20 protein-coding genes are annotated in these 21,743 nt (G+C 69.6%); 12 read left to right on the forward strand and 8 right to left on the reverse strand.

Features of this window, described 5'->3' with window-relative positions; genetic code table 11:
- Positions 1-11: 11 nt before the first annotated feature.
- From OG194_RS14930 to OG194_RS14945, 4 genes are read right to left on the reverse strand one after another with little or no spacing between them, the layout of a single operon-like run.
- On the reverse strand, positions 12-674 hold the full coding sequence (locus OG194_RS14930) for a GTP-binding protein (RefSeq protein WP_327401341.1): 663 nt from the start codon (positions 672-674) through the stop codon (positions 12-14).
- Complete coding sequence (locus tag OG194_RS14935; protein WP_327401342.1) at positions 655-1,065, reverse strand: DUF742 domain-containing protein; 411 nt, start codon at positions 1,063-1,065, stop codon at positions 655-657. The genes OG194_RS14930 and OG194_RS14935 overlap by 20 nt, the downstream gene beginning before the upstream one ends.
- A complete protein-coding gene (locus OG194_RS14940; protein ID WP_327401343.1) occupies positions 1,062-1,565 on the reverse strand; it encodes a roadblock/LC7 domain-containing protein in 504 nt (167 codons plus the stop codon). The genes OG194_RS14935 and OG194_RS14940 overlap by 4 nt, the downstream gene beginning before the upstream one ends.
- A complete protein-coding gene (locus OG194_RS14945) occupies positions 1,562-4,447 on the reverse strand; it encodes a sensor histidine kinase (protein ID WP_327401344.1) in 2,886 nt (961 codons plus the stop codon). Before OG194_RS14945 ends, OG194_RS14940 begins: the two co-directional genes overlap by 4 nt.
- 353 nt (positions 4,448-4,800) lie before the next feature.
- Here OG194_RS14945 and OG194_RS14950 point away from each other — a divergent pair, with 353 nt between their 5' ends.
- Positions 4,801-5,589, forward strand: a complete 789-nt coding sequence (locus OG194_RS14950; protein WP_327401345.1) for a protein phosphatase 2C domain-containing protein — start codon at positions 4,801-4,803, stop codon at positions 5,587-5,589.
- Between the two features lie 58 nt (positions 5,590-5,647).
- Here the strand turns inward: OG194_RS14950 and OG194_RS14955 are convergent, their stop codons facing one another.
- Entirely contained in the window at positions 5,648-6,193 is a 546-nt protein-coding gene (locus tag OG194_RS14955) for a MarR family winged helix-turn-helix transcriptional regulator (protein ID WP_327401346.1), read from the reverse strand.
- A gap of 225 nt (positions 6,194-6,418) precedes the next feature.
- Here OG194_RS14955 and OG194_RS14960 point away from each other — a divergent pair, with 225 nt between their 5' ends.
- Positions 6,419-7,255: a lysozyme gene (locus OG194_RS14960; protein WP_442811558.1), complete on the forward strand. Its 837-nt coding sequence runs from the start codon at positions 6,419-6,421 to the stop codon at positions 7,253-7,255.
- A 78-nt stretch (positions 7,256-7,333) separates the two neighbouring features.
- Here the strand turns inward: OG194_RS14960 and lon are convergent, their stop codons facing one another.
- Positions 7,334-9,751 (reverse strand): endopeptidase La, encoded by a 2,418-nt coding sequence (gene lon / locus OG194_RS14965; RefSeq protein ID WP_327401347.1) that lies wholly within the window; start codon positions 9,749-9,751, stop codon positions 7,334-7,336.
- A 333-nt stretch (positions 9,752-10,084) separates the two neighbouring features.
- Here lon and OG194_RS14970 point away from each other — a divergent pair, with 333 nt between their 5' ends.
- Complete coding sequence (locus tag OG194_RS14970; RefSeq protein ID WP_327401348.1) at positions 10,085-10,561, forward strand: DUF4259 domain-containing protein; 477 nt, start codon at positions 10,085-10,087, stop codon at positions 10,559-10,561.
- Positions 10,558-10,959, forward strand: coding sequence for a hypothetical protein (locus OG194_RS14975; RefSeq protein WP_327401349.1), 402 nt, complete (start codon positions 10,558-10,560; stop codon positions 10,957-10,959). Before OG194_RS14970 ends, OG194_RS14975 begins: the two co-directional genes overlap by 4 nt.
- Positions 10,960-11,034: 75 nt before the next feature.
- On the opposite strand, the gene OG194_RS14980 is transcribed toward OG194_RS14975, so the two are convergent.
- Entirely contained in the window at positions 11,035-11,466 is a 432-nt protein-coding gene (locus OG194_RS14980) for an ATP-binding protein (RefSeq protein ID WP_327401350.1), read from the reverse strand.
- A 147-nt stretch (positions 11,467-11,613) separates the two neighbouring features.
- Here OG194_RS14980 and OG194_RS14985 point away from each other — a divergent pair, with 147 nt between their 5' ends.
- The 3 genes from OG194_RS14985 (at position 11,614) to OG194_RS14995 (ending at position 13,546) form a co-directional block, all read left to right on the forward strand.
- Positions 11,614-12,465, forward strand: coding sequence for a Scr1 family TA system antitoxin-like transcriptional regulator (locus OG194_RS14985; protein WP_327401351.1), 852 nt, complete (start codon positions 11,614-11,616; stop codon positions 12,463-12,465).
- An 11-nt stretch (positions 12,466-12,476) separates the two neighbouring features.
- On the forward strand, positions 12,477-12,665 hold the full coding sequence (locus OG194_RS14990; RefSeq protein ID WP_327401352.1) for a DUF397 domain-containing protein: 189 nt from the start codon (positions 12,477-12,479) through the stop codon (positions 12,663-12,665).
- Positions 12,666-12,760: 95 nt separating this feature from the next.
- On the forward strand, positions 12,761-13,546 hold the full coding sequence (locus OG194_RS14995; protein ID WP_327407080.1) for a GNAT family N-acetyltransferase: 786 nt from the start codon (positions 12,761-12,763) through the stop codon (positions 13,544-13,546).
- Between the two features lie 44 nt (positions 13,547-13,590).
- Here OG194_RS14995 and OG194_RS15000 read toward each other — a convergent pair whose 3' ends face one another.
- Entirely contained in the window at positions 13,591-14,505 is a 915-nt protein-coding gene (locus OG194_RS15000; protein ID WP_327407081.1) for a rhomboid-like protein, read from the reverse strand.
- Between the two features lie 195 nt (positions 14,506-14,700).
- On the opposite strand from OG194_RS15000, the gene OG194_RS15005 reads away from it, so the two are divergent.
- The 5 genes from OG194_RS15005 (at position 14,701) to OG194_RS15025 (ending at position 21,733) form a co-directional block, all read left to right on the forward strand.
- Complete coding sequence (locus OG194_RS15005; protein WP_327401353.1) at positions 14,701-15,405, forward strand: spermidine synthase; 705 nt, start codon at positions 14,701-14,703, stop codon at positions 15,403-15,405.
- 113 nt (positions 15,406-15,518) lie between these two features.
- Positions 15,519-16,259: a response regulator transcription factor gene (locus OG194_RS15010; protein WP_033282112.1), complete on the forward strand. Its 741-nt coding sequence runs from the start codon at positions 15,519-15,521 to the stop codon at positions 16,257-16,259.
- A complete protein-coding gene (locus OG194_RS15015; protein ID WP_327401354.1) occupies positions 16,256-17,365 on the forward strand; it encodes a sensor histidine kinase in 1,110 nt (369 codons plus the stop codon). Before OG194_RS15010 ends, OG194_RS15015 begins: the two co-directional genes overlap by 4 nt.
- 281 nt (positions 17,366-17,646) lie before the next feature.
- Positions 17,647-21,465, forward strand: a complete 3,819-nt coding sequence (locus OG194_RS15020) for a multifunctional oxoglutarate decarboxylase/oxoglutarate dehydrogenase thiamine pyrophosphate-binding subunit/dihydrolipoyllysine-residue succinyltransferase subunit (protein ID WP_327401355.1) — start codon at positions 17,647-17,649, stop codon at positions 21,463-21,465.
- Positions 21,466-21,550: 85 nt separating this feature from the next.
- Entirely contained in the window at positions 21,551-21,733 is a 183-nt protein-coding gene (locus tag OG194_RS15025; protein WP_019075209.1) for a DUF6104 family protein, read from the forward strand.
- Positions 21,734-21,743: the final 10 nt, after the last annotated feature.

Raw genomic sequence — 21,743 nt, forward strand, 5'->3', positions numbered from 1 at the left:
CTTGGTCGCGACTACTCGGGGGTGACGTCCAGCGCGTGGCCGACAAGGGCGAGCAGGGTCTCGATGGCCGAGATCCGCCGCCGCGCATCCATGATCATGACAGGTACGTGCGCGGGGACCGTCAACGCCTCCCGCACGTCCTCCGGTTCGAACCGCTCGCTGCCGACGAAGTGGTTGACCGCGACGATGTACGGCAGCCCACAGCTCTCGAAGTAGTCCAGCGCGGGGAAACAGTCCTTGAGGCGGCGGGTGTCGGCGAGGACCACGGCGCCTATCGCGCCGCGCACCAGGTCGTCCCACATGAACCAGAACCGCTGCTGTCCCGGCGTACCGAACAGGTAGAGCACCAGGTCGTCGTCGAGCGTGAGCCGGCCGTAGTCCATGGCGACCGTGGTCGTCATCTTGCCGGGGGTGGCCGTGAGGTCGTCGGTCTCCTCGCTGGCCTCGGTCATCAGCGCCTCCGTCTGGAGGGGCTGGATCTCGGAGACGGCGCCGACCATGGTGGTCTTGCCGGCCCCGAAGCCGCCGGCCACCACGATCTTCGTGGCGACGGGCGCGCGGGTGCGGTCCTGCTGCCAGGGCCTCAACTGCTCCTCGCCATCGAGGAGTTGCTTCTCGTCGTTGAGGAGCGGGGCGACGCCGTAGGCGGCGGCGTCAGAGACGACGGAGTCCACTCAGCACCTTTTCCAGCAGAGCGCGGTCAGGACGGCCCGTACCGTGAGCGGTTCCGGTTCCGTACACACGGATCTTTCCCTGGTCCGCGAGATCGCTCAGGAGCACGCGGACCACGCCGAGCGGCATCTTCAGCAGCGCGGCGATCTCGGCCACCGTGCGCATACGGCGGCAGAGTTCGACGATGGCCCGCATCTCCGGCATGACCCGGGTGTTGAGGGAACCGTTCGTCAACTCCTTGCGCTCCTCCGGGGCTTCGAGAGCCGCCACGAAGGTCTCGACGAGGAGGACATGGCCGAATCGGGTACGGCCGCCGGTGAGCGAGTAGGGGCGTACCCGGGCGGGTTTGCGGTCGCCGCCGCGCACCGGGAGCCTGTTGGGCGTACGGCTCATCGCGCACTCCCCGAGGTCGCGTCTTCGAGGGATTTCCGTAGCTCGCTGCGGAGTTCGGGCGTCAGGACGTGGCCGGCGCGGCCGACGAAGAGCGCCATGTGGTAGGCCACGATGCTCATGTCGCAGTCCGCGGCGCCGTGCACGCCGAGCAGCGAACCGTCGCTGATCGACATCACGAAGAGGCTGCCCTCCTCCATCGCGACCATGGTGTGCTTCACCGGGCCGGAGTCCAGCAGTTTCGCGGCGCCGATGGTGAGGCTGCCGATGCCGGAGACGATGGTGGCCAGGTCCGCGGCGGAGCCTCGCGGGCCGGTGCGCTTGGTTTCGAGAGCCTCTTTGGCCTCGGCGTTCCTCTCCGGATCGGAGGAGAGGAGCAGCAGGCCGTCGGAGGAGACGACCGCGACCGACTGGATGCCGGGCACCTCCTCGACGAGGTTGCTCAGCAGCCAGTGCAGGTTGCGGGCTTCACTGCTCAGTCCGAAGGTACTGGGCGCGGTCAACTGCTTGCCTCCTCGACGGTGCCCCCCGTGGGTTCTTCGGATCGTGCGGTTGCGCTTCGCGGTGCCGGGACCGGGTTCTGGCCGGTCTTTTCGGCGATTTCCGCTTCTACGTCCTTGTAGCCCGCGGAGGCTCCCGCGCGGAAGCCGCCCAGTCTGCGGCGTAGGGCGTCCGCGTCGACTGTGCCGGTCCGCTGGCGCGGGGCTTGGGCGGGTTGGGTGATCTTGGGGGTGCGTTTGGGGAGGCCCTTGTCCGTGACGGGGTCCTCGTCCTGGGCTCGTTCGTGTTCCACGGCTTCGGCTTCGCCGTCAGCCGTGAATTTGTTCCCACCCGCACCGCCCGTGCGGCCATCGTCGTCGGGTGCGAGTGGCCCCTGTGGGGCGAACTCGCCGTCGGCGGCCGACCGTTCGTGCGCGGCTGCCCGTGCGTCTGCTCCCCGTCCGTCTGCCGCTCGCGGGGGTTCCGTCGCTGCTCGGTCCTCCGCCACCAGCGGCAGCAGGAGTTCCATCGTCATCTCCGCGGGAGACTCCGGCGGGATCTCCACCGGGATTCCCGCCGGAGCCTCCGCCGTCGTTTCCGCCGTCGTTTCCGCCGACGTTTCCGCCGGGATCTCCGCCGACGTCTCCGACGGAGTCTCCCGTACCGCCTGTTCCGCGAGGGCCACCAGGGGGTCCGTGTGGTCCGAACGGCCGTGCAGGACGTTGGAGTTGGCCTCCGCGGAGGCGCCGGGGAGGGAGTAGGAGTGGGTGTCGCCGGTCAGCGGGGTGGCGGACGGGACCGCAGACGTGGGGGCTGCCGCGAGCAGGGGGCCGGGGAGGACCACCACCGCCGCGATGCCGCCCTGTTTCTGGTCGCGGAGCTGGACCCGGACGCCGTGGCGGTGGGCCAGGCGGGCCACGACGTACAGGCCGAGGCCCAGACCCTCCTCGCCCTCCTGGTCGTAGGGAGACTCCGGGTCGAACTCGGTGAGGCGGGTGTTGAGGCCGGCCATGCGGCTGATGGTCATGCCGATGCCCTCGTCCTGGACGGAGAGCATGACCTCGCCGTTCTCCAGGAGCCAGCCGGAGATCTCGACGGGGGCGTCCGGTGGGGAGAACGAGCTCGCGTTCTCCATCAGTTCGGCCAGCAGGTGGCTCAGGTCGTCGGCGGCGAAGCCCGCCACGTGCGCGTGCGGAGGGAGTGCCGAGATGCGGACGCGTTCGTAGCGTTCGATCTCGCTGACCGCCGCGCGGACCACGTCCACCAACGGGACGGGTCCCGCGTGCTGTTGGACATGTTCGGTGCCGGCGAGGACGAGGAGGTTCTCACTGTGGCGGCGCATGACCGTGGCGAAGTGGTCGAGCTTGAAGAGGGTGGCGAGGCGGTCGGGGTCCTGCTCGCGCTCCTCCAGGCCCTCGATGACGGCGAGTTGGCGCTCGACGAGGCCCAGGGTGCGCAGCGCGAGGTTGACGAAGGTGCCGCCGATGGTGGTGCGCAGGCGCTCCAACTGGCCCGCCGAGTCCGTGACTTCGGCGCGGAGTTCCTCGCGGGCGTCGGCCATCTTCTGGCGCTGGCCGACGAGGTGCTTGCGGTCGGCCTCCAGGGTGACGATGCGCTCGTGGAGGGCGGCGGCGTGCGTGTGCAGGGAGTTGACCGAGCGGACGACCTGGGCGAACTCGTCGTTGCGGCCGGTGAACTTGATGGGTTCCTCGGCCGCCGGGTCCTCGGCCTCGGCCAGCCGCGTCGAGCCGCGGCGCAGGACGGAGAGCGGGCGGGTGAGGGTGCGGGCCATGGCGGTGGCGATGCCCACGGCGAGCAGCATGAGGGCGCCGAGGAGCGCGATGCGGATCTCCAGCGCGGTGACGTCGTCGTCGCGGAGCTGGGCGAGGTTCTTGGCGCGGTCCACGTAGAGCGCGGACTCCTCGCCGCGCATCAGGTCGACGCGGGCGGAGAGCGCCGCGTCGAGCTTCTTCGTGCTGGTGTCCAACTGGTCGTCGGACAGCGTGGGTTGGGCGGTGAGGGAGCTGAGGTACTTCTCGGCGGAGTTGACCTCGGTCCCGGTGACCACGGAGTCGTAGCCCGCTACGGCGTCCTTCGTCGCACCGTCGCGGAAGTCGGCGAGGGCGGCGTCGGAGCGCAGCCGGGCCTGTTGGGCGGCGGCGCTGAGGGCGTCGCGCTCCTTGGCCTGGGCCTTCGTGGAGGTGGTCTCGGTGACGGAGAGACCGGTGATGGGGCTGATGACCGTCTCGGTGGTCGTCGGCACGTTCAGGGCGGCGAGGAGCAGTCCCCTTGTGGCGGCGGCCTGTTGGACGGCGGCGTCGAGTTCGGCGAGCGCGTAGGCGCCGGAACCGGCCCGCGGCGGCATCTTCTCCGCCAACTGCTCGGCGAGCCGGTGCAGTTCGGTGATGGCGCCGGAGTACGCGACGTGCGCCTCCAGCGCGCTGCTCTTGCCGGTGAGCGCGGCCCGTCGTACGGCGGCGACGTCGTCGAGGTCCGAGCGGAGCGCGGCGGAGATGTCGGTGTCGGCGCGGAGTTCCTCGACCTGGCGGTCGACGCGGGCGCTGTGGTCCTCGTCGGGCGCCTGGGACTTGGGGCGTCCGGCGGCGATGTAGGAGGTGACCGCGTCCCGCTCGTCGGCGAGGGAGTGGGCCAGCGACAGCGCGTCCTGGGTCTGCCCGGCGAGGGTCACCAGGTCCTGGGAGTCGCTCAGTTGGCCCGAGGCGGTGATGAGGGAGGGGACACCGGCGGCGGCGATGGCGGCGGCCACGACAGCCACGGCGATGATGAGCCGGTTGCGGACGTGGGTACGGCGCCCCCTGCCCGCGGGGTCGGGCACGGCGGCACCGGTGGCGCCCCCCTGAGGGGCCGTCTGCTTGCCTGTGCGCCGCGGCCGCTTTTTCTGCACCGGTGCTCGCATTCCTGACTCGTGATACCCATGGGCCCGGGTGACGCTCCGTCATCCCGGTACGGCGACCCTCCCAGTGCCGGTAGGCAGTGGCCGCGCATCGTCCGGCCCGCCACCCGAAGGAGTGAACCCCGGACGGGAGTTGGCGGGCAAGTTCCGGCGGCCGGTCCAAAGCCCTCGCGGCGCGTGCCGGTTGGACGTGAGCGGCGGGCTTTGGCAGGATTCGCCGCCACGCATTTCCGGAGTGATCCATTACAGCCCAAACCAGGCGTCTGACCTGCGCGACTGCGCCCATTCGACCATGAGTGCCAAGCTTTTGCGGAGCCTGTGAAGAGGTCGTGCAGACTGGCCGTATGCGTACGGAACTTGTGTCGGAACCCGGCGACCCGGACCGCCCCAACGAGGACTTCGCGAGCGTCGGCCTTCCGGCCTCGGGACAGGGCGGTTCGCTGATCGTCCTGGACGGTGTGACGCCCCCGAGAGGGGGGACGGGCTGTCTGCATTCGGTCCCCTGGTACACCGCGCGCCTGGGCGGCGCGCTGACCGAACTGACCGTTTCCTACCGGGATCTGCCCCTGTCGGAGATTCTCTCCCGGGCGATCCTCCGAACAGCTGAGGCCCACGCCACCACCTGTGACCTTTCTCACCCACGCACCCCACAGGCAACCGTCGTAGTGGCCCGCTGGTCCCCCCAGGAGGTCGAATACCTGGTCCTCTCGGACTCCGCCCTGCTGGCCGTATCCCCGGCCGGCGAGGTGACCGCCGTACTGGACGACCGCCTCTCCCGCCTTCCGCGCAGCGCCCTCGCGACGGACGCCATGATCGACACCACGCTCCGTAACAAGGAGGGCGGCTTCTTCACGGCCGCCGCCGATCCCTCGGTCGCGGCCCGGGCGGTGACGGGGTCACTCCCCCGCGCCGACGTCCGCGCCCTCACCGCCCTCACGGACGGGGCGACCCGGTGGGTGGAGAAGTTCGGCCAGGGCGACTGGGCGGACTGCTTCGCCCTCGTACGGAAGGAAGGGGCACCGGAGTTGGTGGCCCGGGTCCGGGCGCTGGAGCGGGCCGACGCGGAGGAGCGGACGTATCTGCGCCGGAGCAAGACGCACGACGACGCGACGGTCGTGTACGTCGAGCTGTGACCGGCCGCCACATCGATGTCCCGGGCATGTCGAACCGTGAACTGCCCCTACACCGGTCTCACTTCTCCATGACCCCGTTCAACTGGTGGATCAGCCGGGCCAGTTCGGCGACCTCGCGGCGGTCCCAGTGGGAGAGCTGGCTGACGTAGCGCGCCCGCCGGGCCTCGCGGACGTGGGCGACCCGGCGGCGGCCCTCGACGGTGAGGTCGACCAGCCAGGCGCGGCCGTCCGCCGGGTCGGGCTCGCGGGCGATCAGGCCCAGGTCCTCCAGGGCGCGCAGCTGCCGGGACATCGTGGCCTTGCCGACGCCGATGTAGGCGGCCAGTTCGGTGGCGCGCTGCCGGCCGTACTCGTCCAGCCGGACCAGCAGGCCGTACGCGGCGGACTCCAGGTCGGGGTGGACCTCGCGGGCCATCTCGCCCTGGTTGGCCCGGGCCCGGCGGAAGAGGAACGTCAACTCGCGCTCCAGGGACAGGTATTCGTGGTCGACGGCGAGTCCGTCGGGGCCCACGGACAGCGCGTCGCCGTCTCCGGACAGGCCGCCGCCGTCCACGGGAGGCCCGCCGCCGTTCCTGTCCTCGCCCTTGTGCACGTCAGCACCCATTGGTCCGCTTTCCCGATCGTGAAAGTTTCCGCCAAACACCGTCATCGCCGCAGCTCCGCCAGTATTTCGCAGGGCTAGACCAACGGCGTCGTCCGGACCCCCTTCCCACGCGGTCTTCTGGATGCGTAGCTTCCTTACCACGCAACGACTGGCATGGCCACGCCAACATCAACGCTCCTCCCCCCACTCCCCCACCGCGCTCGACCGCGCCCTCGGAGGCACGCCATGCCCACGCCCACACCCGTGCCGGTGTACGGACCCCGAACCCCACGCCTGCGGCACCTCTCCCTCGCCCTCGCCCTCTCCGGACTCCTACTGGCGGGCCTCTCCCACCCGGCCGGCGCCGCCACGGTCCCGGCCCGCGGCTCCGCCTACCTCGGCATCGGCGTCCTGGCGCACGACGGCCAGGACGGCACCCCGACCGGCGGTGACGCCACCCAGACGGAGGGCGTCGACGTCAGCGGCTACCAGGGCAACGTCGCCTGGTCGACCCTGTGGAGCAGCGGGGTCAAGTGGGCCTACACGAAGGCGACCGAGGGGACGTACTACACGAACCCGTACTTCGCCCAGCAGTACAACGGCGCCTACGACGTCGGCATGATCCGCGGCGCCTACCACTTCGCGACCCCGGACACGACGAGCGGCGCCACCCAGGCCAACTACTTCGTCGACCACGGCGGCGGCTGGTCCAAGGACGGCCGCACCCTCCCCGGTGTCCTCGACATCGAGTGGAACCCGTACGGCGCGTCCTGCTACGGCAAGTCGGCCGCGGCGATGGTGAGTTGGATCGCCGACTTCCTGTCCACGTACAAGTCCCGCACCGGCCGGGACGTGGTGATCTACACGGCGACGAGCTGGTGGTCGGACTGCACCGGCAACTCCGGCGCCTTCGCGTCCGCCGACCCGCTGTGGATCGCGCGGTACGCGTCGGACCCGGGGACGCTGCCGGGCGGATGGTCGTTCTACACGATGTGGCAGTACACGTCGTCCGGGACGACGGTCGGGGACCACGACAAGTTCAACGGCGCGCTGGACCGGGTGGTCGCCCTGGCCAACGGCTGAGCAGCCATCCGTACTACGGCGATGGCCCGGGCCCCTCGCGAAAGGGGACCCGGGCCTTCACCTACCGGTGGACGTCCGTCACGCCGCCACCGGAACCTCCGACGTCGCGCCGTTCGTGGCCGGCGCCAGCGCCAGTTCCAGGACCTGGCGGACGTCCGTCACCGCGTGGACGTCGAGCTTGTCCAGGACCTCGGCCGGGACGTCGTCCAGGTCGGGCTCGTTGCGCTTCGGGATGATGACGGTGGTGACCCCGGCCTGGTGCGCGGCGAGCAGCTTCTGCTTCACGCCGCCGATCGGGAGGACCCGACCGGTCAGGGAGACCTCACCCGTCATCGCCACGTCCGTGCGGACCAGGCGGCCGCTGAGCAGCGACGCCAGGGCCGTCGTCATCGTGACACCCGCGCTCGGGCCGTCCTTCGGCACCGAACCCGCCGGGAAGTGGATGTGCACGCCCCGGTCCTTCAAGTCGCCCACCGGCAGCTCCAGTTCGGCGCCGTGCGAGCGGAGGAAGGACAGGGCGATCTGCGCGCTCTCCTTCATCACATCACCCAGCTGACCGGTCAGGGTCAGACCCGCCGCGCCCGTCTCCGGGTCGGCCAGCGACGCCTCGACGTAGAGGACGTCACCGCCCGCGCCGGTGACCGCGAGTCCGGTGGCGACACCGGGTACGGCCGTGCGGCGCTCGGCCGGGTCCTGGGCGGACTCGGGCACGTGGTGCGGCCGTCCGATCAGCGCGCGCAGGTCGGCGTCGGTCACCGTGAACGGCAGCTCCCGCTGCCCCAGTTCGTGCTGGGCCGCGACCTTGCGCAGCAGCCGGGCGATCGACCGCTCCAGGGTACGGACGCCCGCCTCACGGGTGTACTCGCCGGCGAGCTTGCGCAGCGCGCTCTCGTCGATGACGACCTCGTCGTCCTTGAGCCCCGCCCGCTCCAGCTGGCGCGGGAGCAGGTGGTCACGGGCGATGACGACCTTCTCGTCCTCGGTGTAACCGTCCAGCCGCACCAGTTCCATACGGTCGAGCAGTGCCTCCGGGATGGCTTCGAGCACGTTGGCCGTCGCCAGGAACACCACATCGCTCAGGTCGAGTTCGACCTCCAGGTAGTGGTCACGGAAGGTGTGGTTCTGCGCGGGGTCGAGCACTTCGAGCAGAGCGGCCGCCGGGTCGCCCCGGTAGTCGGACCCCACCTTGTCGATCTCGTCCAGCAGGACCACCGGGTTCATGGACCCGGCCTCCTTGATGGCCCGGACGATACGACCGGGGAGGGCACCCACGTACGTACGCCGGTGACCGCGGATCTCGGCCTCGTCGCGAACCCCACCGAGCGCGACCCGGACGAACTTCCGCCCCATGGCATGCGCGACGGACTCACCGAGCGAGGTCTTGCCGACACCGGGCGGACCGACGAGCGCGAGCACGGCACCACCGCGCCGGCCCCCGACAACACCCAGGCCCCGCTCCGCGCGCCGCTTGCGCACGGCCAGGTACTCGGTGATGCGCTCCTTCACGTCGTTCAGACCGGCGTGCTCGGCGTCGAGGATCGCCTTGGCGCCCTGGATGTCGTACTCGTCCTGGGTCCTTTCGTTCCACGGCAGTTCGAGAACGGTGTCCAGCCAGGTGCGGATCCACGAGCCCTCGGGCGACTGGTCGGAGGACCGCTCCAGCTTCTCGACCTCCTTGAGCGCGGCCTCGCGGACCTTCTCGGGAAGATCGGCTGCCTCGACCCGGGCCCGGTAGTCATCGGACTCCTCGCCGTCGCTCGTGTCCCCGTTCAGCTCGCGCAGTTCCTTGCGGACGGCTTCGAGCTGGCGCCGCAGCAGGAACTCACGCTGCTGCTTGTCGACGCCTTCCTGCACGTCCTTGGCGATGGTCTCGGCAACGTCCTGCTCGGCGAGGTGGTCGCGCAGGTGCTGGGTGGCGAGCTTCAGCCGGGCCACCGGTTCGGCGGTCTCCAGCAGCTCGATCTTCTGCTCGGTGGTGAGGAAAGGCGAGTAGCCGGAGTTATCGGCAAGCGTGGACACGTCATCGATAGCCTGCACGCGGTCGACGACCTGCCAGGCCCCGCGCTTGCGCAGCCAGGCGGTGGCCAGCGCCTTGTATTCCTTCACCAGCTCGGAAACGGAGCCGGGCAAGGGTTCGGGCAGGCTCTCGTCGAGCGCGGTGCCCTCGACCCAGAGCGCGGCACCGGGCCCGGTGGTCCCGGCCCCGATCTTCACGCGGCTACGGCCGCGGATCAGCGCACCCGGGTCACCGTCGGCCAGCCGGCCGACCTGCTCGATGGTGCCGAGCACACCCGTGCTCGCGTAGGTCCCGTCGATCCGTGGCACCAGCAGGACCTTGGGCTTTCCGGACTCGGACCGCGCGGCGGCCTGAGCGGCCTCCACGGCGGCGCGTACATCGGTGTCGTTCAGGTCCAGCGGAACCACCATTCCGGGCAGCACGACCTCGTCGTCGAGCGGCAGCACGGGCAGGGTGAGCGGTGTGGACGTCGAAGCCATGATCTCCCCTTAGGCAGTCAAGTTGAGCTATGCCGACTCAATGCTTGGGCGTCTTCGATTGTTCCCCACCCCGTGTTCGCCGTGAGCGATCAGCGGTAGTGCGCCGGGTTCTGTGCAGGTCAACACGGAAATGCGGTGGGGGCTTCCCGGGGAGCGGGGTGCGTTGGGGCTGCGCTGACGGGGTGCGCTGACGGGGTGCTCTTACGGGCTGGCCGGGGCTCGACGGTCGGCATCGGCGGTCGGCATCGGCGGTCGATGTCAGTGGCGCCTGCCACGATCCCCTGACGCGACGCCATCACGATCACAATCACGATCACGGTTCAGGGGAGACGTATGGGCACCTGGGACACCGGCCCCTTCGACAACGACACCGCGGCGGACTGGTGCGGCGGCCTCGACGACGCCTCTCCGGACGCGCGTCAGGGATTGGTGCGGGACGCACTCGTCCGAGCGGCCGACACCACGGACTTCCTCTACGCGGACGTCGGCGACGAAGCCGTCGCGGCAGCGGCCCTGGTCGCCGCGCAAAGCCCCGGCGGCGAGCCCGCCCACCCCCACTACGGACCGGACGAACCACTCCCCGACCTCACCGGTCTACGCGCCCTCGCCCTCCAGGCCCTCGACCGCGTGATGACCGAGCCGTCCGAACTCCTGGAGCTCTGGGACGGACCGGACGGCGCCCCCTGGCGGGCGACCGTCAGCCGACTCCGCAGCACGCTCACACCCCGACCGCCAGGAGAACAGCTCAGCCTCACCTGGACCCCCGCCGACAGCCCAACCGCCCGTTCCCGACCCGGAAGGTCCACATGAGCTGGGACGTTCTTCTCCTCCATCTGCCCGACGACATCACCTCGGCGCAGGACATACCCGACGACTACGCCCCGCGCCCCTTCGGCCCGCTGCACGAGGTCCTCGCGACCGTGAGCCGGGCCGAGCCCTCAGCCGACCTCTCGGATCCCACCTGGGGCGACCTCACCGGACCTACCTGGTCCATCGAACTCAACATCGGCTCGGATGATCCCGTGGACTCGATCATGCTCCACGTCCGCGGCTCCGGCGACGACGTGCTCGCCTCCGCCTTCCGCCTCGCGGGCGCCTTCGGCTGCAAGGTGCTGGACTGCTCCTCAGGAGAACTGATCACTCCGGGAGGGCCCTCGGGCTGGCATGCGTTCCAGGAGTATCGCGATCGCGCGATCAGGGAAGGGTGAGCCGCGAAAGTGTGACACTTGCGGCTAAAGTGTCACACTTTTCTGGAGGGGGTACCCCGGGTGCGGCGACCGCTCTCACGCCGCCACGCGGCCCCGCGCGTCCGGCAGCAGCTCGAACCACACGACCTTTCCCTGCGCAGGCCCCATCACGAAGCTCCCCCAGGCATCGGCGCACAGCTCCACGAGGGCGAGCCCCCGACCACCTTCGGCGTACGGCTCCGGGCAGCCCGTCGGGTACGACAGCAGGAAGCCCGCGTCCCAGACACTGGCCCTCAGCCGCTTGTCCGCCCACTTGAGACTCAAGGAGGCAGGGCCGGGCGCGTGGCGCCAGGCGTTGGTGAGCAGTTCGGAGGTCAACAGAACGGCGGTGTCGGCGAGTTCGGGAAGGGCGTGGCCGGTGAGGACGGAGCGGACGGTGTCGCGGGCGATGGCGGGGGCGAGGGGGTCGTGGGGAACGCGGAGGATGTAGCGCCACTCGGAAGGGGGTTCGGGCAGGCGTTCGTCCATGGCAACTCTCCTATGACGAGGTGGAGTTGATTCAAGACTCACCGTAGGCTGGCGCACCTAACTAGTGCCACCGAATGGCGCAGATTGGCAGCCTGATAACCCGAACGAGTAAATGACATGTCGTCCGGCGACCGATAGGAAGGGGGCATGGCTTCACGGACCTTCATCACCGAGCGCCAGCGGCGGCTGGGCACCGAACTGCGGCGCATGCGCGAGAACTGCGGGCTGACCATCCAGGAGGCGGCCGACCGACTCGGCACGAACCGCTCCCACGTCACCAACATGGAGCTGGCCCGCTTCGGAGTGAGCGCCGAGCGCGTGCGCACGCTGGCCACCCTCTACGACTGCCCGGACACCGGCTACGTGGACGCCCTTGCCGCGATGGCCGGCGACCGCACGCGCGGATGGTGGGAAGGATACCGGGGATCCATCGCGGCAGTCGGTCTCGACCTCGCCGAACTCGAGTACCACGCGACGAGCCTGCGCGTCTTCGTGGCCATGCACGTGCCCGGCCTGTTGCAGACGGAGCTGTACGCGCGTGCGGTCCTGTCCGAGACCGTTCCCGCCCGGCCTATGCCCGAACTCCGGCGATGGCTCTCGCACCGCATGCGGCGCCGCGACATCCTCGACCGGGATGATCCACCGACGTGCACCTTCGTGATCCACGAGGCAGCGCTACGGCTCCGGTTCGGCACCCAGGAAATCATGCGCACCCAGCTCCAGGAACTCGTCGACGCCTCCCGCCGCCGGAACGTCACCGTGCGGGTGATCCCCTTCAGCGCGGGCGGTTTCCCTGTCCCCGGGCTCACGATGACCTACGCCTCCGGCGCCGTGCCGCAGCTCGACACCGTTCAGCTCGACACGGCGACCACCACTGAATTCCTTGATGCGCAGACCCAACTGGCGAACTACCGTGCACTGATGGAGCGCGTCACCAAGGCCGCGCTCCCCGTGAAGGAGTCACGGGAGTTCATCCGCGCCCTTGCGGACAGCACCTGAAAGTTGGGGACATGCCCGAGATCACCTGGCAGAAGTCGTCGTTCTCCGGATCGGCAGAGACGAACTGCATTGAAATCGGCGCCACTCCACTCACCCTCGCCCTCCGCGAAAGCGACACCCCCACCACCGTGCTCCACACCCACCGCCCCCAACTCACCGCCCTCCTACGGCACATCAAGACCACCACCGCCCGCCGATAACCAGTTGCCCCGGCTCGCACACCTCCCCGTACCGTCACCCCGTGACAGAACCGGAAACCGAGACCCAGACCCTCCTCTCCGCCTACGACAACCAGATGCGCGGCACCCCGCCCATCCCGCCCGCCGGAGTGACGTACGAGAAGGACGGGCCGCTGCTACGGATCGTCGGGCAGTTCCGGGGGTTGGTGAGCGGGCCGCATGACCTGGGCGTACAGGGGCGGGAACTGGACGAACTGATCGTCCGGCAGCGGGACTTCTTCGCCGTGCGCGGGGAGAGCGTGGAGTGGAAGACCCGATCCCACGACGTGCCCGCCGACCTCACCGACCGGCTGCGCGCGGCGGGGTTCGTGCCCGAGGAACCGGAGACCGTGCTGATCGGGCTGGCCGAGGAGATGGCCGTAGGAGAGCCCGTGTTGCCGGAGGGGGTCACGATCCGCCGGGTGACCGCCGTGGCGGACCTGCGGCGGATCGGCGCCCTGCAATCGGCTATCTGGGACATGGACCTGAACTGGCTGGCCACCGACCTGCTCGGCCGGATCGCCGCCGCTCCGGACGAGATGGCCGTCTACGCCGTGGAGGCGGAGGGCGAGATGGTCTCCGCGGCCTGGCTCGCCTTCCGGCCGGGGACGGAGTTCGCCAACATGATGGGCGGCTCGACACGCGCCGAGTGGCGCGGCAAGGGCATCTACCGCGCCCTCGTGGCCACCCGAGCCGCTCTCGCCGTCGCCCGCGGAGTGCCGTATCTACAGGTGGACGCCTCGGACGACAGCGCGCCGATCCTGCGCCGGCTGGGGTTCCGGGCGATCACCACGACCACGCCGTACGTGTGGTCACCGGAGCAACCGGCCGGTAAGAGCGCCGACTTGGCACCCTGGGACTAGGCGGGACCAGAGAAGAAGCTGAACGCGGCCGACTGGGCAGGGAGTCAGACCCCCGCGACCTCAACCCGAGCCGCCCCAGGCGCCCTTGCCGCCCGATCCACCTGCGCCGCCCGCGCCCAGCGTCGTATCAGCGGCCAGGTCGCGATGCCTATCGTCAGGGAGATCAGGTGGCCCCAGTTCGTCATGGGGTCGGTGAAGGCGATCAGGTCCGTGACCAGTGACCAGCCGAACAGGGTGATCAGCGGGAGGCCGAGCCACGGCCGCAGCAGACCCGCCAGCGCTCCTATGCTCGTCGCCACGCCGAAGCTGATGCCGTAGTCGAGGCGGTGGAGAGAGCTGTCGGGGAGGTGGCCCACCAACACCGCGATTCCCACGGTGCCTTCGGTCGCCAGCGTGGCCAGGATGTGTCCGGACAGGAAGACTCCGGCCGCCCGTACCCCGCCGATCCGGCGTTCCAGCGCGGTCAGCACCAGCAGGAACAGGAACGCGTACGGCGACACCACCCCGCCCACGATCCACAGCGCGCTGGCGACCAGCACGAGGAACGGGTCGCGGAGCAGGTGGGTGACGTCCGTGCTGGACGCCTGGTGGAGATGGTTCACGAAGGTCGGATCGGCGTACTGCGCCACGAGTGACGTCACGACGAGCAGCAACCCGTAACAGAAGGTGAACGGCGTCCCGGTGGGCGTGGGCAGCAGCCGCCACGGGTGGAGGCCGCGGAGCGCGAGCAGGACGCGCGATTCTCCGGGGACGGCGGGGGTGGATGCCGAGACGGACACCGCCGCCGGGGTCGGCGTGGCGAACCTCAACTCCCCAGCCCCGTCCGGCACTTCCCGCTGTCTCGGCATCGCGTCCAGCAGCCCGGAATCCAGGGACGAAGCCGGCCCGGACTCATCGGCCAGGGGCCCGCCCGAAGGCGTGGCGGAGGCCTGGGTGTCGGCCGTCGCGATCCGTTCCACGGTGAGGCGCTCCTTCCGGTTCACACCCCACCCTTCGCCGTCCCACCTGCCCCTGTCTATGACCGACGCCACGCGAGAGCCGATTCACAGCAACCTGAAAGCCTTCCCGCGCGTCCGCAGGTACCTTGCACCCGGACGTGTTCGCCCTGGGTTAATTCGGCCGCACGATCCGGTGAAACTGCCAGGATGAGTTGCATGACCACCGCGTACGACACCTCCCCGTATGACACCCCTGTTGTCCTGGACCGTCGCGAGGGCCCCTACGGCGAGGTCGTGCTGCGCCGGCACGGGGAGTTGCTCCAGATCATCGCCAACGGGTGCTTCCTCATGGACACTTCGGACGGGCGGTCGGAGCGGCTGCTGGTCGACGCCGCACGCGACGCCCTCGACCCGCGCCCCGAACCCGACGTGCCGCCGGACGTGTTGATCGGCGGGCTCGGCGTCGGGTTCTCGCTCGCGCATGCCGCCGCCGACCCGCGCTGGGGCCGGATCACGGTCGTCGAACGGGAACCCGCGATCGTCGAATGGCACCGTTCAGGCCCGCTCTCGGCCCTCTCCGCGGCCGCTCTCGCCGACCCGCGGACCGACATTGTGAAAACGGATCTAGTCGCTTTCGTCAATGAGACTTGCGCCACTTTCGACGCGCTCTGTCTCGACATCGACAACGGCCCCGGCTGGACCGTCACCGAGGGCAACGACAGCCTCTACTCACCGGCCGGACTGGCAAGCTGCGCAAGGGTGTTGAGACCGGGAGGGGTACTCGCCGTATGGTCGGCGCAGCCCTCTCCGGAATTTGAGCGAACCTTATGGAATGCCGGGTTCCAACGGGTGCGTACCGAAGAGATCCCGGTTGCCCGAGGAGTTCCCGACGTCGTGCATCTCGCCGTACGACCTGGATAGCAAAGGCGACGTCACTCCCCGTACTCTGCTTCCCTGGCGCAGATCATTCAAGCGTCAAGCGCAGTCATGGGATCACCCCACTGGTTCCGGAAAGCACACTTCAGGGGCGGGCGATGGAGCAGACACACACCTCCCACAACGGTACGGCCACGGCCACGCCGGGCGCGCAGCGCCGGGTGCTCGTGGTCGAGGACGACCCGACGATCGTCGACGCCATCGCGGCCCGTCTGCGTGCCGAGGGATTTCTCGTGCAGACCGCGGGCGACGGGCCTTCGGCCGTCGACACCGCCGAGGCCTGGCAGCCCGATCTGCTGATCCTCGACATCATGCTGCCCGGCTTCGACGGGCTGGAGGTCTGCCGCCGTGTGCAGGCCGCCCGCCCGGTGCCGGTGCTGATGCTCACCGCGCGCGACGACGAGACCGACATGCTGGTCGGGCTCGGGGTCGGCGCCGACGACTACATGACCAAGCCGTTCTCGATGCGGGAGCTGGCGGCGCGCGTGCACGTCCTGCTGCGCCGGGTGGAGCGTGCCGTGGTGGCCGCGTCCACCCCGCGCTCGGGCATCCTGCGCCTCGGCGAGCTGGAGATCGACCACGCGCAGCGCCGGGTACGGGTGCGCAGCGAGGACGTTCATCTCACGCCCACCGAGTTCGACCTGCTGGTGTGCCTGGCGAACACCCCGCGTGCCGTGCTCTCGCGCGAGCAGCTGCTCGCCGAGGTGTGGGACTGGGCGGATGCCTCCGGCACCCGCACCGTCGACAGCCACATCAAGGCGCTGCGCCGGAAGATCGGCGCCGAGCGGATCCGCACGGTGCACGGCGTCGGCTACGCACTGGAGACACCGACGCCATGACGAACGAAGGGCCGACGTCACGGAGGAGCCCCGGGGAACCCTGGGGCGGCGTACGCCCGTTCTCGATCAAGACCAAGCTGGGCGCGCTGGTCGTCATCGCGGTGCTCATCACCACCGGGCTGATGATGATCGCCATGCGCACGGCGACGGAGCTGCGCTTCATCACGGTCTTCTCGATGATCGCCACACTGCTGATAACGCAGTTCGTGGCGCATTCGCTCACCGCGCCGCTGGACGAGATGAACACGGTGGCCCGGTCGATCTCGCGCGGCGACTACACGCGCCGGGTGCGCGAGAACCGCCGTGACGAACTGGGCGACCTGGCCGGGACGATCAACGTCATGGCCGACGAGCTGGAGGCGCAGGAGCGCCAGCGCAAGGAACTCGTCGCGAACGTCTCGCACGAGCTGCGCACCCCCATCGCGGGCCTGCGCGCCGTACTGGAGAACGTCGTCGACGGCGTCTCGGCCGCCGATCCGGAGACCATGCGGACGGCGTTGAAGCAGACGGAGCGGTTGGGACGTCTCGTCGAGACGCTGCTCGATCTCTCCCGGCTGGACAACGGCGTCGTACCGCTGAAGACGCGCCGGTTCGAGGTGTGGCCGTATCTCTCGGGCGTGCTCAAGGAGGCCAACATGGTCGCCTCCGCGCGCGCGGGCATCGCGTCGGGCTCGGGCAGTCACACGCGGACGGACGTCCATCTGCACCTCGACGTGACCCCGCCCGAGCTGACCGCGCTCGCCGACCCGGAGCGCATCCACCAGGTCGTCGCCAACCTGATCGACAACGCGGTCAAGCACAGCCCCGCGCACGGCCGGGTGACGGTGAAGGCGCGGCGCGGTTCGCGGCCGGAGTCGCTGGAGCTGGAGGTCCTGGACGAGGGGCCCGGCATCCCGAAGGCGCAGTGGGCGCACATCTTCGAGCGGTTCAACCGGGGAGCGGTCAGCTCGCCGCACGGACCGGGCAGCGACGGCGGTACGGGCCTCGGCCTGGCGATCGCCCGCTGGGCGGTGGATCTGCACGGCGGCCGGATCGGTGTGGCCGAATCCGACCGTGGCTGCCGGATCATCGTCACCCTCCCGGGACTGCCCTCCATGCCAAGTTGACGTAAAGTTCGAACCGGAGCCCCAAGATCCACGACGGTCCGCGCCGACGGACACGTGTGATCAGGCACAGGCCCGCGCCATCGGCGCGTCCGGCCCGCATCGACGCGCGTCTTCCGTAGCGGAACCACGCTTGTTTCCCGCCATTTCAGTGCTCGAAACACACTTTCCGATGTGACTTACGCGACGATGGACCGGCCCGACCTGACCTTGGCCGTCATGGGGGCGTAGCCTTAATTCCCGCTGTCCATCACCTTGTGAAGCGGAAGAGGGCGGTTGCCGCCGTGTCGTCACAGTCCCCCAGTAACTCGACCATCTCGACCGAGTCCGACCAAGCCGCGGGTAAGAATCCCGCGGCGGCGTTCGGGCCCAACGAGTGGCTCGTCGACGAGATCTATCAGCAGTACCTCCAGGATCCGAACTCGGTAGACCGAGCCTGGTGGGACTTCTTCGCCGACTACAAGCCGGGCGCGGCTGCCGCCCCGACCTCGACTTCGGCGGGTACTGCGGCCGCGGGGGCCGTAGGAACCACCCCGGCCCCGGCGGCACCCGCCGCCCCGGCCCCGGCTCCTGCTGCGCCCGCCGCGCCTGCCGCTCCGGCGGTCCCCGCGCCGGCGCCCGCAGCGGCCGCTCCGGCGCCGGTGAAGGCCGTAGCCCCGGCTCCTGCGCCTGCGAAGGCGGCGGCCCCGGCCGCTCAGCCGAAGAAGGCCGAGCCGGCGGCCGAGGCCGTCGGTGGCCCGGAGTTCATCACGCTGCGCGGTCCCGCCGCCGCGGTCGCGAAGAACATGAACGCTTCGGTCGAGGTGCCCACGGCGACGTCCGTGCGCGCGGTCCCGGTCAAGCTGCTCTTCGACAACCGCATCGTCATCAACAACCACCTGAAGCGTGCCCGGGGCGGGAAGATCTCCTTCACCCACCTCATCGGCTACGCGATGGTGCAGGCCATCAAGGCCATGCCGTCGATGAACTACTCGTTCGTCGAGAAGGACGGCAAGCCGACGCTGGTCAAGCCGGAGCACGTCAACTTCGGTCTCGCCATCGACCTGGTGAAGCCGAACGGCGACCGCCAGCTCGTCGTCGCCGGCATCAAGAAGGCCGAGACGCTGAACTTCTTCGAGTTCTGGCAGGCCTACGAGGACATCGTCCGCCGTGCCCGCGACGGCAAGCTGACGATGGATGACTTCACGGGCGTCACCGTGTCGTTGACCAACCCCGGCGGCCTCGGCACCGTCCACTCGGTGCCGCGTCTGATGCCCGGTCAGTCGGTCATCATGGGCGTCGGCTCCATGGACTACCCGGCGGAGTTCCAGGGCACGAGCCAGGACACCCTCAACAAGCTCGGCATCTCGAAGGTCATGACGCTCACGTCGACCTACGACCACCGGGTCATCCAGGGCGCCGCCTCCGGCGAGTTCCTGCGGAACGTCGCGAACCTCCTGCTCGGCGAGAGCGGCTTCTACGACGAGATCTTCGAGGCGCTGCGCATCCCGTACGAGCCGGTCCGCTGGCTCAAGGACATCGACGCGTCGCACGACAACGACGTGACGAAGGCCGCCCGCGTCTTCGAGCTGATCCACTCCTACCGGGTCCGCGGCCACGTCATGGCCGACACCGACCCGCTGGAGTACCGCCAGCGCAAGCACCCCGACCTGGACATCACCGAGCACGGCCTCACCCTGTGGGACCTGGAGCGGGAGTTCGCGGTCGGCGGCTTCGCCGGCAAGTCCCTGATGAAGCTGCGCGACATCCTGGGAGTGCTGCGGGACTCCTACTGCCGCACCACCGGCATCGAGTTCATGCACATCCAGGACCCGAAGCAGCGCAAGTGGATCCAGGACCGCATCGAGCGCTCGCACTCCAAGCCGGAGCGCGAGGAGCAGCTGCGCATCCTGCGCCGCCTGAACGCGGCGGAGGCCTTCGAGACCTTCCTCCAGACGAAGTACGTCGGCCAGAAGCGCTTCTCCCTTGAGGGCGGCGAGTCGGTCATCCCGCTGCTGGACGCGGTCATCGACAGCGCGGCCGAGTCGCGCCTCGACGAGGTCGTCATCGGCATGGCCCACCGCGGCCGCCTGAACGTGCTCGCGAACATCGTCGGCAAGTCGTACGCCCAGATCTTCCGCGAGTTCGAGGGCAACCTCGACCCGAAGTCGATGCACGGCTCCGGCGACGTGAAGTACCACCTGGGCGCCCAGGGCACCTTCACCGGCCTGGACGGCGAGCAGATCAAGGTCACGCTCGCGGCGAACCCGTCCCACCTGGAGACGGTCGACCCGATCATCGAGGGCATCGTCCGCGCCCGCCAGGACATCATCAACAAGGGCGGCACGGACTTCACGGTCCTGCCCCTCGCCCTGCACGGTGACGCGGCCTTCGCGGGCCAGGGCGTGGTGGCCGAGACGCTCAACATGTCCCAGCTGCGCGGCTACCGCACCGGCGGCACGATCCACATCGTCATCAACAACCAGGTCGGCTTCACGGCGGCTCCCGAGTCGTCGCGTTCCTCGATGTACGCCACGGACGTGGCTCGCATGATCGAGGCCCCGATCTTCCACGTGAACGGCGACGACCCGGAGGCCGTGGTCCGCGTCGCGCGGCTGGCCTTCGAGTTCCGTCAGGCGTTCAACAAGGACGTGGTGATCGACCTCATCTGCTACCGCCGCCGCGGTCACAACGAGTCGGACAACCCGGCCTTCACCCAGCCCCTGATGTACGACCTGATCGACAAGAAGCGCTCGGTGCGCAAGCTGTACACCGAGTCGCTGATCGGCCGGGGCGACATCACCCTTGAGGAAGCGGAGCAGGCGCTCCAGGACTACCAGGGCCAGCTGGAGAAGGTCTTCACGGAGGTCCGCGAGGCGACCGCCCAGCCGGGTGCCGCCCCGATGTCGGACCCGCAGGCGGAGTTCCCGGTCGCGGTGTCCACGGCGATCTCCTCGGAGGTCGTGAAGCGGATCGCCGAGTCCCAGGTCAACATCCCGGACACCTTCCACGTCCACCCGCGTCTGCTGCCCCAGTTGCAGCGCCGGGCGACGATGGTCGAGGACGGGACGATCGACTGGGGCATGGGCGAGACGCTGGCGATCGGCTCCCTGCTGCTTGAGGGCACCCCGGTGCGCCTCTCCGGCCAGGACTCCCGCCGAGGCACGTTCGGCCAGCGCCACGCGGTCCTCATCGACCGTCAGACGGGCGAGGACTACACCCCGCTCCAGTACCTCTCCGAGGAGCAGGCGCGCTACAACGTCTACGACTCCCTCCTCTCCGAGTACGCGGTCATGGGCTTCGAGTACGGCTACTCGCTGGCCCGCCCCGACGCGCTCGTGATGTGGGAGGCGCAGTTCGGCGACTTCGTCAACGGCGCGCAGTCGGTGGTCGACGAGTACATCTCGGCGGCGGAGCAGAAGTGGGGCCAGACGTCCGGCGTCACGCTCCTCCTCCCCCACGGCCACGAGGGCCAGGGGCCGGACCACTCCTCTGCTCGCGTGGAGCGCTTCCTCCAGCTCTGCGCGCAGAACAACATGACGGTCGCGATGCCGACCCTCCCGTCGAACTACTTCCACCTCCTGCGGTGGCAGGTGCACAACCCGCACCACAAGCCGCTGGTGGTCTTCACCCCGAAGTCGATGCTGCGCCTCAAGGCCGCCGCGTCGAAGACGGAGGAATTCACGACGGGCCAGTTCCGCCCGGTCATCGGCGACGTGTCGGTGACGGACCCGGCGGCCGTCCGCAAGGTCGTCTTCGTGACGGGCAAGCTGTACTACGACCTGGAGGCCGAGCGCACCAAGCGCGGCACCACGGACACGGCGATCATCCGCCTTGAGCGGCTGTACCCGCTGCCCGGTGCCGAGATCCAGGCCGAGATCGCCAAGTACCCGAACGCCGAGAAGTACCTCTGGGCCCAGGAGGAGCCGGCCAACCAGGGCGCCTGGCCGTTCATCGCCCTGAACCTGATCGACCACCTGGACCTGGCGGTCGGCGCGGACGTGCCCCACGGCGAGCGCCTGCGGCGGATCTCCCGCCCGCACGGCTCGTCGCCGGCGGTGGGTTCGGCCAAGCGGCATCAGGCGGAGCAGGAGCAGTTGGTGCGTGAGGTGTTCGAGGCGTAAGCGCCCCGCACTGTCGTACGCGGCCGGGCCGCACCCCCACTCCGGGGGTGCGGCCCGGCCGTTTGCGCGCACTTATCCTTGACCCATGTACTTCACGGACCGTGGCATCGAAGAACTGGAGAAGCGGCGCGGCGAGGAAGAAGTCACCTTCGAGTGGCTCGCCGAGCAGCTGCGGACGTTCGTCGATCTGAACCCGGACTTCGAGGTCCCGGTGGAACGCCTGGCGACCTGGCTGGCCCGACTGGACGACGAGGACGACGACGAGTAGTTCCTACGGC

It is taken from the genome of Streptomyces sp. NBC_01288, from assembly GCF_035982055.1.
Classification (GTDB): Bacteria; Actinomycetota; Actinomycetes; order Streptomycetales; family Streptomycetaceae; genus Streptomyces.